Genomic DNA, 11,523 nt, shown 5'->3' on the forward strand with positions numbered 1-11,523 from the left:
ACATTGATGTATCCTAATTATAAAATAAGATACAGTCATGTATCCAAAGGAGAGATCATCATGAAAGTTATTGTTTTAGGAGGCTCGCACGGGGGGATTGAAGCGGTTGAAGCGTTACGGTTGATGTGTCCGAATGCGAACGTTCAATGGTATGACAAAGGGGACTTCTCCTCCATTTCGGCCAAGGATCTTGAAGCCATTCAACAACAAGGAGTATCCATCTTCAGCAACACTGAAATAACTAGAGTAGAACCTGGCAAACACCAAGTAGAAATAATCGATCTTATGACAGGGGAAACGCGAAAGGAGGGTTATGACAAAATCATTTTAAGTCCGGGTGCAAAGCCGTTTATTCCTCTTGTCCCTGGACAGCATTTAACAAACATCGGTACAATGAGCAGTCGACAAGATCTATTCAATATGAGAAAACATGCTGCAGATCCAGGTATTAAACACGTTGTAATTGTTGGCGCAGGATACATTGGGACGGGAGCCGCTTCATTATTTGCCGAATCAGGGAAAAAGGTTACGTTAATGGACATCAACGATCGTCCTTTAAGCTCCTATTTAGATCAAGAATTTACGGATGTACTTGAAGAAGAAATGAAAGATCGGGATGTGGAATTGGCACTAGGCAACTCGATCCTCGAATTTGTCGGTGATGAAAATGATCGAGTCGTCGAGGTTGTCACTAAAAAAGGCACCTATTCAGCAGACCTGGTCATCTTGTCTGCCGGCAATCGTCCCAACACGGAATGGTTGCGAGGCGCAGTGGAATTATTGCCGGATGGCAGAATTAAAACAGATGAATACATGCGTACAAGTGCGCCCGATATTTTCGCCATTGGGGATGCAACAACGGTTTGGTACAATCCCGGTAAAATGCGGATGAATGTTTCATTAGGAACCAACGCGCGTCGTCAAGCCCATTATGCAGTAAAAAACTTATACGAAGCCATTCATCCGCTTCCTGGTGTACAAGGCTCTTCAGGTGCACATATTTTCGATTATTATTTCGCTACAGCTGGTTTGAATGATAAAACGGCAAAAAAGCTTGGCATTGAAATCAAATCCGTCTACTTGGAACAGGGGGCAGCCCTGTTCTCTCCGGAGACGACCGTTATGTTCAAACTGGTTTACGATCCAACCACTTTAGAGATTTTAGGGGGACAAATCATGTCTACAGTTGATTTGACTGCTCATATTAATACGGTCTCCCTTGCGATTCAAACCGGATGCACCTTAGAACAATTGGCCTATGCCGACTTCTTCTTTCAGCCAGAATTAAACACACCATGGAATGTAATAAATGCGGCAGGATTAAAAGCATTACAACAAGAGAAATTAATGTAACTGCTGGCTCCGATAATCCATTAACAGTTGCTGCATCTTATCCACCGTGCCATCCGGATGAGGAACATGAATGGAGACGGTCAAATTAGAATCGTTCAAGTAATGAAACGAAACCAGATCAAAATTCAAGATCCCGAGATTCGGACAATGCAGCGTCTTAGGCGCATCCATCGCATCGAGAACCTCGTGGGAATCCCAAAATTCTCGAAATTCCCTGCTAGCCTGTGAAAGCAACTCGAACTGTTCGGACCACCAAGGATCGTCGACGTGACGCGCATACCCGGCATGGAAACGAGCAACGATTCGTCTGGCATGCAGTTCCCATTGGTCTCCCTTTAGATAGCGAAAACGGGGAGAGGTAAACGTCATCCAAACCAAATTCCGCTCCCTCTCCGACATCACCGAGAGATTCCCATTTAATGCGCAGTAGGTTTCATTCCAGGCAATGATGTTCATGCGCGCATCCATGACATTCGCAGGGGAGAGGTTCTGGCTATCCAAGAAACGTTGAAGCTCCGGCGATACCTCAGACGGTTGCTTCATACCGGTCAAGGGAATTTGCTTACGGGCAAGATGGTACAGATGCCTGCGTTCCGACTCATCTAACCGAAGCACCTTCGCGATTCGATCAAGAACCTCAGCGGATACGTTGATATGACGTCCTTGTTCCAAATAGGTGTACCAATCCAGCCCCACGTCTGCCAGCAGAGCTACCTCGCTGCGGCGAAGCCCGGGGGTTCGTCTGCGTCCGGAATCCGGCACGCCTGCTTGTTCCGGGGTTATTCGTTCACGGCGTGAACGCAAAAAACGGGACAATTCCTCATAACGGTCCAATCTGTTCGCCATAATCTCTACATGCCTCCTATCTATTCATGAACGTAGGATTCCCAATCCTACGATAACTAGATCTCTTCCTAGCCTCTTAGGGTCCTTATAGACTAGTTTATGACCGACAATTTCGTGAAAGGGATGAAGGAGCTCTCCCAATTGAAGCAGCTCCAAAGTCAAAAATAAACCAAGACCTAGGAGGGAGTAAGATGTTTGAGCATATCGTGCTATTGAAATTCAAACCCGATGTTTCTATTGAAGGAATAGAAAGTGCAATAAAGCGCGCACATGACTTTAAAGGGAACATTCCGGGGATCGTGGAGCTTAGCGCCGGGATTAACGTTACGGAGGAAATAGAGCATATGCAGGGGTTTACGCTCGGAATCAGAGTCACTTTCGAGGATCAACAGGCTTGCCGGGATTATATTCAGCACCCCCTGCATCAAGGATTATTGCAATCTATTGGCCCGTTTGTGGAAGGAATCGTCGTTATGGATTACCCGTTTGCTTCATGATCTTCCCTGACCCTGCATCATATTGCCGCTCCGTTCCCCTGCCGGGAAACGAGCGGCTTTCTCTTGACCTTACAAAAGTTATCTGCTTTAAGTAAATACCTTCTTAACAAAGTCTATAAGCTTGGACTTCAAGGCATCACCGTGCTCTCCCCTATGGTACATATCTGTTCCGTGATAACCACTCTCATCCACAATTAGCTCTTTATCCGTTGCTCCGGATGCTTGATATAATTTGCGCACTTCTTGTTCAATGGAGCCTCCATAATCGCCAGGTGAAAACACAAACATGGATGGTGCTTTAATCTTCTCCACGCTCGGAATGGCATCAAGGGGCCCACATTGTGCAGGAGAAGAAAGAATAATCAGCCCCTCAATAGGCAGCGCCTGACGAACGCCTGCAATGATTGCTGTACTACCGCCACATGATGCTCCCGCCAAAAACACTCTTTTTGCACCCCATCGTTCGAGTTCGCTTAAGGCAGCATCTGCATCACGATCTATATTCTGATTATCCTCCGGAAAATCCTGTGAGGCACCATGATTACGATATTCAGGAATAACCACCAGATACCCGCTGTCAGCCAGTTCAGTTCCCATGTCAAGAAAAGAGCAAATGTTATAGCCTTGCTCGTGTGCAAGCAGGACTCCTTTATCTCCGCTGCCAAGCACAAGTGCAGACAGATACACCCCATCACTGGTTGTTAAGGTAGTTGCTTTATCGCGCAGCTCATCCGGAACACAACTATTCACAAGATGCCCGTTAGAAGACTTCACCGACTGATCCGGCCAGGCAGGATCATATTCAACCGGTTTGTTTGGGGGAATGTTCTTCACTTCGGCAACTGGTGTTTCAGGTACAGCATTTTCTACAGGTTTCGTATCTTGAGGTTGATGAGATAGAGATTGATTTTCATTTGAAGATATCGGCATTGGGGTGGTGCATCCTGTAATCGTGACTAGTAAAAGGAGCAATCCAAATACCATTTTTGTTCCTTTAGAAAATACGTTCATTGATTGTTCTACACCTCCAACTATTACTGAAATTATAAGTGATGATGGAGCTCACCTACAAATCGGTTTCGTGCTGAACCTATCCCAAACACAAATAGGAAGACAGAAGCACTCAGTAATATCAGGAGTGGCAGAGTCCAGTTCTTCGTTATGTCATGCAAAAAACCAATGAGGGCCGGCCCGCTTGCTGCAAAGAGATATCCAATCGATTGCGCCATGCCGGATAGTTCAGCAGCCTGATGAGCATTCTCAGTACGTAAGCCAAAGAACATCATAGCCAAACCAAAGGCGAATCCTCCGCCAACTCCGAGCATGATGACCCATAACAAAAGAAGAGAAGAACTTCCGTAAAGCAGCCCGAGTATCCCCGTTATCAGCAAAATCGCCGTGATGATCACTAATGATCGTTGGTTAGACATGCGACCAGCAATAACGGGCACAATAAAGGAAAATGGAAGAGGAGATAATTGCATGATCGAGAGATACCATCCAGATCGACTGGAGTCAATCCCCTGCCCATGCAAAATTTCAGGCAACCACGCGATAAGCACATAGAATATCATGGACTGAATGCCCATAAACATCGTTACTTGCCAAGCAAGGGAGGACAGCCAAACATTCACCTCTCTCTTCACCGTGTGCTCACCGGAAATCGTTGTTGGCTTGGTTTGATTTCTTAACTGCGGCAACCAACAGAGGATGGACACAACACAGAGGATCCCCCAAATTCCCAACGCACCTTGCCATTTCAAACCTGCTCCAACTGCTAAGGGCACACTGATTCCTGAAGCGATGGCTCCGCATAAGCTCATGGAAATCGAATATACGCCTGTGATGGCGCCGATTTGATGGGGGAAATCACGTTTGATGATGCTGGGTAATAATACATTACAAACTGCAATTGCAGATCCAAGTATGGCTGTCCCAAGATATAAGTCTGCTGCCCCTGATAAAGAACGTATGACAATGCCAACGATTAAGAATAGAAGGGCAATCAATATGAGGAGCTCAGCTCCCAATTTCCGTCCCAATTTAGGAACTAGAGGCGATAATAAGGCAAAAGCAAGTAAGGGTACCGTCGTAATCAAACCTGCCAGAGTATTTGAAATCTGAATGTCGTCCCGTATAAAGCTCACTAAAGAACCGACTGAGGTTAACGGTGCGCGTAAATTAGCTGCAATAACAATAATCCCCAGAACCATCAGCCAGGTCGTAGCGGCTTGATTTTTCCTAACTTTCTTGATTGGATTCGGCATTTTTTCCTCCTGAATGTCATCTCATGATGAAGAAGCGTTCTCTTTCGACGATACCTTCTTATCGTTCATTGAAATTTAGAATACTTGTACAACCTCTTTAATATCATCAATTTCCTCAAGAATGGCGCGTTCAATAGCGGCCTTTAATGTGATCGTCGCACTTGGGCAACCGTGGCAAGCTCCCAAAAATCTTAATTTGGCTACACCGTTCTCAACCTCGACCAATTCTGCGTCTCCCCCGTCACGCAATAAGAAAGGACGTAGCTTGAATAGCACTTCCGATACTTCGTCGAACAAAATCCCGTTATCCTCCATAATGCCAGCTCCTCTCATTGTTTTAACAACATGAATTCATGCCTTTATCGTTCCGGTTGGTCGGATTGATCCTTTGCCTTTTTGGTAAGAGAGGCCTCTTGATCTGAAAGTTCCATTAAAATCTTATAAATGGGATCCGTAGATATCATCACACCACAACTGGCACTCAGTCCTAGGAGCATATTAAGATAGAACTGAATTTTCTTTTTCTCTCGAGTAATTTGCTCTAATTCTGAGATGTCTGAGTTATTTTTCTTCACTAAAATACACCCCATGCCACTTAAAAAGTAAAACGCTTGATGATTAAATAATGAATCAACCGATGCTTCCTTCCATCTCAAATTGAATCAGCCGATTCATTTCAACGGCATATTCCATCGGCAATTCTTTGGTAAATGGCTCAATAAAGCCCATTACAATCATTTGTGTGGCATCCTGTTCTGTAAGCCCGCGGCTCATTAAGTAAAATAATTGCTCCTCGGACACTTTGGATACTGTTGCCTCGTGCTCCAAAGTAATCTGATCGTTTTTAATTTCATTGTACGGAATTGTATCTGATGTTGAGAGGTTGTCTAAAATCAACGTATCGCACTTAATATTGGACTTGGACCCTGCGGAATCGCGGCTGAAGCTGGACAACCCCCGGTAGTTTACTTTGCCTCCCTGTTTGCTGATGGATTTGGATATGATCGTAGATGTTGTCTCGGGAGCAAGGTGAATGACCTTCGCGCCGGCATCTTGATGCTGATCTTTACCGGCTACGGCAATAGACAGGATGGACCCTTTGGCTCCCCGCCCTTTCAATAGTACAGCCGGGTACTTCATTGTTACCTTGGAGCCGATGTTGCCGTCCACCCATTCCATTGTGGCGTTTTCCTCTGCCACAGCCCTTTGGGTTACCAAGTTGTAGATATTAGGAGCCCAATTCTGGATGGTCGTGTAGCGGACACGGGAATCTTTCCGGCAAATAATTTCAATAACTCCGCTATGCAAAGAACTGGTACTATAAATAGGCGCTGTGCATCCTTCAACATAATGGACAAAGCTGCCCTCTTCGGCAATAATTAATGTCCGCTCGAATTGGCCCATATTTTCAGAATTAATACGAAAATACCCTTGTATCGGAACCTCACACTGAACACCCTTCGGGATGTATACAAAGCTGCCGCCTGACCAAACCGCACTGTTAAGCGCCGCAAATTTATTGTCGGCGGGAGGGATGATCGTTCCAAAATATTGCTTAAACACTTCGGGGTATTGCTTTAAGGCAGTATCCGTATCAAGGAAAATAACGCCCTGATCCTCCAGTTCTTTCTGCATACTGTGATAGATTACTTCTGACTCGTATTGAGCGGATACGCCCGCCAGGAACTCTTGCTCCGCTTCAGGAATCCCCAGCTTGTCAAAGGTTGCTTTGATCTCGGAAGGAACCTCCTCCCAGGTCTTTCCCTGTTTTTCAGAAGGGCGAACGTAATATTGGATGTCATCAAGATTTAGTCCGGCCAAATCCGCTCCCCATTGAGGCATCGGCATCTTATTGAATTGTTTCAAAGCTTTCAGCCGAAAATCGAGCATCCATTCCGGCTCTTCCTTGATTCGGGAAATTTCCCGGACGATCTCTTCAGTCAGACCTTTTCCGGATTGAAAAATAGACTGGTGCTCGTCGCGAAACCCGTATTTATATTCGCCCATATCCGGCGCTTTTTTAGCCATTAGTAACACTCCTTTTAACCTTCCGAGACTTATTTTGATTTACTATGATCTGCCGAGCTTACTCTCCACCAAATCTTGCAGTCGACTGCGAACCCCCTCCAGCGGGATTTCCGAAATGACAGGAGCGAGGAATCCGAAAATAACAAGATATTCGGCTTCACTCCGAGATATCCCGCGCGACATCAGATAATAGATTTGTTCCGCATTGACTTGCCCCACGGATGCAGCATGACCGGCGGTTACATCATCCTCATCGATCAGCAGGATCGGATTGGCATCGCCGCGCGCTTTAGGACTTAACATAAGCACGCGTTCTGTTTGCTGACCATCGCAATGGGTTGCGCCTTTTTCAATCTTTGTAATGCCGTTGATAATGGCCGTAGCTTCATCAAGCATGACTGCACGCGTAATCATCTGGCTTACCGAGCTTCTGCCAAAATGCCGGGCTTGAGTTGTGTAGCTCGATTTTTGAATGCCCGTGCCAATCGCAATCACCTTAGTGTCGGATACCGACCCATTGCCTTGAAGCAAAGTCTTGGTATCGCTGGCGGTATAACCATTGTTCATCTCGCCGATAATCCATTCCACAGCCCCATCGGCAAGAACGACCGCCCGCCGCTCGGTGAAATCCGTTGTTGCTGCAGCAAGCTGATGAACCGAAGCGACTTGCACCTTTGAGCCCGCTCCCGCAAAGACCTCAACCACACCGTTATGCAATGCCTTGACATCATCCCCGCTCGACACACAATTATCCACATAAATGATCTTGCTGTTGCTCCCGGCCACAATTAAGACGTGAGGGGCGAAACGCACACCGCTTGTATCGTTAAGAAAGATCGCTTGAATGGGCGCTTCAACCTCTACACCGTCCGGGACATATAGAAAAACGCCACCACTCCATAAGGCACTGTGTGCAGCAGATAAACTATGCTCTTCCGGCTTCACTGCCTGAAAGAGATAACGTTGAACCAACGCCTCATGCTCTTTTGCCGCAGTATGCAGATCCGTTAAAATGACTCCCTTGGCGGCTAAGCTCTCGGACAATTCCGTATACACTACATCCGAATTGAACTGAACGATCAGTCCGCCTTTCACTGGAGAAGCAACCAAACCTCGAACAACCTCCGGCGCATCTTCCAAACTTGACCACGGATTCTCAGCTTTGTAATCTCCTGTTTCGTAGATATCCCATTTCTCAAGTTTAGTTTTCTCCACTTTAGGCAGCTCCAGCGTCCCTGCCAGCTCGAGTGCCCGCATCCTGCGTTCAAGCAGCCAACGAGGTTCATCCTTAGCACTTGACCAAGCGCGCAAAGCGTTCGCATTTATTGAAATTCTTGCTTGTATACCCACTTGCTTTTCCTCCTCTTCAGCTTTTAAACTTCCTCGCCTACCGTCTCATCCGTAATCCCAAGCTCCTCTTTCACCCAATCGTACCCTTCAGCCTCCAAACGGTGGGCAAGCTCCGGGCCGCCAGATTTGACAATCCGGCCTTGCATCATGACATGCACAAAATCCGGGGTGATATAATTCAACAGGCGTTGATAATGGGTGATGATTAAAAAACCTCTATCCGGGCTGCGCATCTCATTTACACCATTAGCCACAATACGCAGTGCATCAATATCAAGCCCGGAATCTACTTCATCCAAAATCACAAACTTGGGTTCAAGCAGCATCATTTGCAAAATCTCATTCCGCTTTTTTTCGCCGCCGGAGAATCCCTCATTCAAATAACGATGCGCGAATTCCGGATTCATCTCCAGCCCCTTCATTTTGCTCTCCATTTCACGGATAAAACGGATTAAGGAGATCTCATCGCCTTCTTCACGCCGTGCATTGATGGCACTTCTGAGAAAGTCCGAGTTCGTCACTCCGGCAATTTCACTTGGGTATTGCATAGCGAGGAACAAGCCTGCCCGGGCCCGCTCATCCACCTCCATCTCCAGAAGGTCTTCATTGTCCAGTGTCACCTTGCCGCCAGTAACCTCATATTTGGGATGGCCCATTAAAGCCGAAGCCAACGTACTTTTTCCCGTCCCATTAGGCCCCATAATCGCATGAATCTCTCCGCCATGAATCTCCAGTGTGAGCCCTTTTAAAATTTCTTTCCCTTCAATCTTGGATCTTAATTCCTCAATCTTTAAGGTCGTCATTTTCCCTAACTTCCCTTCCGTAGAGTTTTTCGGCACGCGCCAACAAATCACTCATAAATTTTCCGATAGTCTGTAACTCAGTCTCAGAATAGGATTCGATAAATCGGTAAAAACTTTCTTCTTTCTCTTGATGCAGCTTTTTATGCAAATGATAAACACGTCTTCCCTTATCCGTTAAGCTAAAATAAATCTCCTTCCGATTGTTGTTCAGTTGACTTTTCATAATAAAGTCCGTTTCCAGCAGCTTTGAACAAATATAAGTAATGCTTGCTTTGGACAAATCCATTTTCTTCACAATTCCGGTATGATTTATCGGTTCATAATCACCAATGCAATCGATAACGTGTACACTTGTAATATTGTTAGAAAGCATGTCGATCTGGTGCTCTCTGGCTTGTTGCCGAAACATGTCAATTTCATGCTCAGTATACAACTCATTCAGATGCAGCATTCTAATATATTGCTCGTAAAGATGACCTTTAAAATCATTTTGAAACTCCAATTTCGCAATCTCCCCTCTCTTGTAGTAGTTGCAGACCAAGTTCAGTGTCAGCACCAGATTGTTATCCTTTTTTGTTCGCATGTGAACAAAATTTATATTAGCATATATGATAATGATAATCAATATCAATTATTGAGCCTGGAGGCGACCGGGATCATCGAGCTGTATGCCGCCCGGTTCAAGATCGAATGCACCTTCGGGCGCTGAAGCATTCCACCGGCGGATTCAGCTACCACTTTTGTAGCAAATCCATGCCGAAGCTCAACCGGTATTTGAAAAAGCGAGGGGGAGTCTGAGATTAACTCCGCATTGGAGTTTAAGGAATTGCAGGAGCAAGCAGCACTAGATGAGCCGGAGGATGAGCAACAAACTGAAAATTTGGGTAAATGCGAAGGAATGGAACACTGACCCCTGATAAAAAAGGAAACCGCTCCAAAGGAACGGAATTAGTAAGCTTGCTTACGCCAATCTTCAATAGTTCGGACAGAACATCCGGGGGGTTTCGGCAATGGATGAGTCATCCATCCCCATCCTAATTAACGCTTTAGACACATCTCGCAACAACAGCCAATAAATCCCCCTACTTGGGGTATGGCGCAAAAATGTCTTCCGCTCAGACGATGGCCGGGAAACTAAATATAAAATAAAAAAAGCTCATCAGAGAATTTAATTCTCTAAATGAACTAATTATGGATGAAGTATGATGCCGGTGAAGGGACTCGAACCCCCACGGTTTCCCTCACGATTTTGAGTCGCGCGCGTCTGCCAATTCCGCCACACCGGCAAAAAAAATACGCGCCCTAAGAGATTCGAACTCCTGACCTTTAGATTCGTAGTCTAACGCTCTATCCAGCTGAGCTAAGGGCGCAAATTATGGAGCGGACGACGGGAATCGAACCCGCGACCCTCGCCTTGGCAAGGCGATGCTCTACCGCTGAGCCACGTCCGCGTATCAAATTAACGTGAGCCATGAAGGACTCGAACCTTCGACACCCTGATTAAAAGTCAGGTGCTCTACCAACTGAGCTAATGGCTCGTACAAAAAAAATTTCTCATCCCTTTTCAAGGATGAAATGGCGGAGCCGACGGGATTCGAACCCGCGGTCTCCTGCGTGACAGGCAGGCATGTTAGGCCTCTACACCACGGCTCCACACTTGATAATTACAAACTCCGCATATCGATCCGAGCAATCTCAGGCCTCTCATCACTATTTTGGAGTTAATTGCGGGGGCAGGATTTGAACCTGCGGCCTTCGGGTTATGAGCCCGACGAGCTACCGGGCTGCTCCACCCCGCGTCGATAAAAACATTCTTATGGTGGAGGCTAACGGGATCGAACCGCTGACCCTCTGCTTGTAAGGCAGATGCTCTCCCAGCTGAGCTAAGCCTCCATGGGATACTTTAGTTTTGCCTACTTTGATACATTATAAAAAAGTGGTGACCCGTAGGGGATTCGAACCCCTGTTACCTCCGTGAAAGGGAGGTGTCTTAACCCCTTGACCAACGGGCCGCAATATAAATCCAAGCTGGCGGAGAGAGAGGGATTCGAACCCTCGAGACGCTTGTGACGCCTACACGATTTCCAATCGTGCTCCTTCGGCCAACTCGGACACCTCTCCATAAGAGTTGGTCTCCCCGGAAAGCAACAGAATGTTGATCCGCTTGCTTTCCGGGATAACTCCCCGAACAGGACTCGAACCTGTGACAACTCGATTAACAGTCGAGTGCTCTACCGACTGAGCTATCAGGGAACATTGCTTGGCGGCGTCCTACTCTCCCAGGACCCTTCGGTCCAAGTACCATCGGCGCTGGAGGGCTTAACGGTCGTGTTCGGGATGGGTACGCGTGGAACCCCTCCGCCATCGCCACCAAACGTT

At 46.6% G+C, this 11,523-nt stretch carries 12 protein-coding genes, 10 tRNA genes and 1 rRNA gene; 3 read left to right on the top strand and 20 right to left on the bottom strand.

The window, feature by feature from the left end; translation table 11 throughout:
* Nucleotides 1–60 precede the first annotated feature (60 nt).
* Complete coding sequence (locus ACLD72_RS19040; RefSeq protein WP_411001541.1) at nt 61–1,353, top strand: FAD-dependent oxidoreductase; 1,293 nt, start codon at nt 61–63, stop codon at nt 1,351–1,353.
* Here ACLD72_RS19040 and ACLD72_RS19045 read toward each other — a convergent pair.
* Nucleotides 1,345–2,199 (bottom strand): helix-turn-helix transcriptional regulator, encoded by an 855-nt coding sequence (locus tag ACLD72_RS19045; RefSeq protein ID WP_411001540.1) that lies wholly within the window; start codon nt 2,197–2,199, stop codon nt 1,345–1,347. The two genes, ACLD72_RS19040 and ACLD72_RS19045, sit on opposite strands and share 9 nt — an antisense overlap.
* A gap of 191 nt (nt 2,200–2,390) precedes the next feature.
* Between ACLD72_RS19045 and ACLD72_RS19050 the strand changes: the two genes are divergently transcribed.
* Nucleotides 2,391–2,696 (top strand): Dabb family protein, encoded by a 306-nt coding sequence (locus tag ACLD72_RS19050; protein ID WP_411001539.1) that lies wholly within the window; start codon nt 2,391–2,393, stop codon nt 2,694–2,696.
* A gap of 87 nt (nt 2,697–2,783) precedes the next feature.
* Here ACLD72_RS19050 and ACLD72_RS19055 read toward each other — a convergent pair whose 3' ends face one another.
* The 8 genes from ACLD72_RS19055 to ACLD72_RS19090 all read right to left on the bottom strand — a co-directional run bounded on the left by ACLD72_RS19055 (nt 2,784) and on the right by ACLD72_RS19090 (nt 9,646).
* Nucleotides 2,784–3,707 (bottom strand): alpha/beta hydrolase, encoded by a 924-nt coding sequence (locus ACLD72_RS19055; RefSeq protein WP_411001538.1) that lies wholly within the window; start codon nt 3,705–3,707, stop codon nt 2,784–2,786.
* A gap of 32 nt (nt 3,708–3,739) precedes the next feature.
* On the bottom strand, nt 3,740–4,963 hold the full coding sequence (locus ACLD72_RS19060; RefSeq protein WP_411001537.1) for a CynX/NimT family MFS transporter: 1,224 nt from the start codon (nt 4,961–4,963) through the stop codon (nt 3,740–3,742).
* 75 nt (nt 4,964–5,038) lie between these two features.
* The gene (locus ACLD72_RS19065) at nt 5,039–5,278 is read right to left on the bottom strand and encodes a NifU family protein (RefSeq protein ID WP_036620548.1); all 240 of its coding nucleotides are present in this window, start codon (nt 5,276–5,278) and stop codon (nt 5,039–5,041) included.
* Nucleotides 5,279–5,322: 44 nt separating this feature from the next.
* Nucleotides 5,323–5,619 carry a hypothetical protein gene (locus tag ACLD72_RS19070; protein WP_411001536.1) on the bottom strand — a complete coding sequence of 99 codons (297 nt, stop codon included), beginning with the start codon at nt 5,617–5,619 and terminating at the stop codon, nt 5,323–5,325.
* Entirely contained in the window at nt 5,594–6,991 is a 1,398-nt protein-coding gene (gene sufB, locus ACLD72_RS19075; protein ID WP_411001535.1) for a Fe-S cluster assembly protein SufB, read from the bottom strand. Before sufB ends, ACLD72_RS19070 begins: the two co-directional genes overlap by 26 nt.
* A 42-nt stretch (nt 6,992–7,033) precedes the next feature.
* Nucleotides 7,034–8,341, bottom strand: a complete 1,308-nt coding sequence (gene sufD / locus ACLD72_RS19080) for a Fe-S cluster assembly protein SufD (RefSeq protein ID WP_411001534.1) — start codon at nt 8,339–8,341, stop codon at nt 7,034–7,036.
* A gap of 23 nt (nt 8,342–8,364) precedes the next feature.
* On the bottom strand, nt 8,365–9,144 hold the full coding sequence (gene sufC / locus ACLD72_RS19085; RefSeq protein WP_411001533.1) for a Fe-S cluster assembly ATPase SufC: 780 nt from the start codon (nt 9,142–9,144) through the stop codon (nt 8,365–8,367).
* The gene (locus ACLD72_RS19090; protein ID WP_411001532.1) at nt 9,125–9,646 is read right to left on the bottom strand and encodes a MarR family transcriptional regulator; all 522 of its coding nucleotides are present in this window, start codon (nt 9,644–9,646) and stop codon (nt 9,125–9,127) included. The genes sufC and ACLD72_RS19090 overlap by 20 nt, the downstream gene beginning before the upstream one ends.
* Before the next feature lie 81 nt (nt 9,647–9,727).
* On the opposite strand from ACLD72_RS19090, the gene ACLD72_RS19095 reads away from it, so the two are divergent.
* The gene (locus ACLD72_RS19095) at nt 9,728–9,853 is read left to right on the top strand and encodes a hypothetical protein (RefSeq protein WP_458476114.1); all 126 of its coding nucleotides are present in this window, start codon (nt 9,728–9,730) and stop codon (nt 9,851–9,853) included.
* Between the two features lie 497 nt (nt 9,854–10,350).
* Here the strand turns inward: ACLD72_RS19095 and ACLD72_RS19100 are convergent.
* From ACLD72_RS19100 to rrf, 11 genes are all read right to left on the bottom strand, one after another.
* Nucleotides 10,351–10,430: transfer RNA gene (locus ACLD72_RS19100), tRNA-Leu, on the bottom strand.
* A 10-nt stretch (nt 10,431–10,440) separates the two neighbouring features.
* Nucleotides 10,441–10,514: transfer RNA gene (locus tag ACLD72_RS19105), tRNA-Arg, on the bottom strand.
* Between the two features lie 6 nt (nt 10,515–10,520).
* A tRNA-Gly gene (locus tag ACLD72_RS19110) sits at nt 10,521–10,595 on the bottom strand.
* Between the two features lie 14 nt (nt 10,596–10,609).
* A tRNA-Lys gene (locus tag ACLD72_RS19115) sits at nt 10,610–10,682 on the bottom strand.
* A 38-nt stretch (nt 10,683–10,720) separates the two neighbouring features.
* Nucleotides 10,721–10,797: transfer RNA gene (locus ACLD72_RS19120), tRNA-Asp, on the bottom strand.
* A gap of 72 nt (nt 10,798–10,869) precedes the next feature.
* Nucleotides 10,870–10,943, bottom strand: a tRNA-Met gene (locus tag ACLD72_RS19125).
* An 18-nt stretch (nt 10,944–10,961) separates the two neighbouring features.
* A tRNA-Val gene (locus ACLD72_RS19130) sits at nt 10,962–11,037 on the bottom strand.
* Nucleotides 11,038–11,081: 44 nt separating this feature from the next.
* Nucleotides 11,082–11,156, bottom strand: a tRNA-Glu gene (locus ACLD72_RS19135).
* Between the two features lie 17 nt (nt 11,157–11,173).
* Nucleotides 11,174–11,265, bottom strand: a tRNA-Ser gene (locus ACLD72_RS19140).
* Between the two features lie 59 nt (nt 11,266–11,324).
* A tRNA-Asn gene (locus ACLD72_RS19145) sits at nt 11,325–11,397 on the bottom strand.
* A gap of 5 nt (nt 11,398–11,402) precedes the next feature.
* Nucleotides 11,403–11,519 (bottom strand): 5S ribosomal RNA (gene rrf, locus ACLD72_RS19150).
* Between the last annotated feature and the right edge of the window lie 4 nt (nt 11,520–11,523).

Source organism: Paenibacillus lacisediminis (assembly GCF_046567315.2).

What these genes read in the sequence shown, in the direction of transcription:
- ACLD72_RS19040 (WP_411001541.1), top strand. Translation starts at nt 61, where the DNA reads ATGAAAGTTATTGTTTTAGGAGGCTCGCACGGGGGGATTGAAGCGGTT.
- ACLD72_RS19045 (WP_411001540.1), bottom strand. Translation starts at nt 2,199, where the DNA reads ATGGCGAACAGATTGGACCGTTATGAGGAATTGTCCCGTTTTTTGCGT.
- ACLD72_RS19050 (WP_411001539.1), top strand. Translation starts at nt 2,391, where the DNA reads ATGTTTGAGCATATCGTGCTATTGAAATTCAAACCCGATGTTTCTATT.
- ACLD72_RS19055 (WP_411001538.1), bottom strand. Translation starts at nt 3,707, where the DNA reads ATGAACGTATTTTCTAAAGGAACAAAAATGGTATTTGGATTGCTCCTT.
- ACLD72_RS19060 (WP_411001537.1), bottom strand. Translation starts at nt 4,963, where the DNA reads ATGCCGAATCCAATCAAGAAAGTTAGGAAAAATCAAGCCGCTACGACC.
- ACLD72_RS19065 (WP_036620548.1), bottom strand. Translation starts at nt 5,278, where the DNA reads ATGGAGGATAACGGGATTTTGTTCGACGAAGTATCGGAAGTGCTATTC.
- sufB (WP_411001535.1), bottom strand. Translation starts at nt 6,991, where the DNA reads ATGGCTAAAAAAGCGCCGGATATGGGCGAATATAAATACGGGTTTCGC.
- sufC (WP_411001533.1), bottom strand. Translation starts at nt 9,144, where the DNA reads ATGACGACCTTAAAGATTGAGGAATTAAGATCCAAGATTGAAGGGAAA.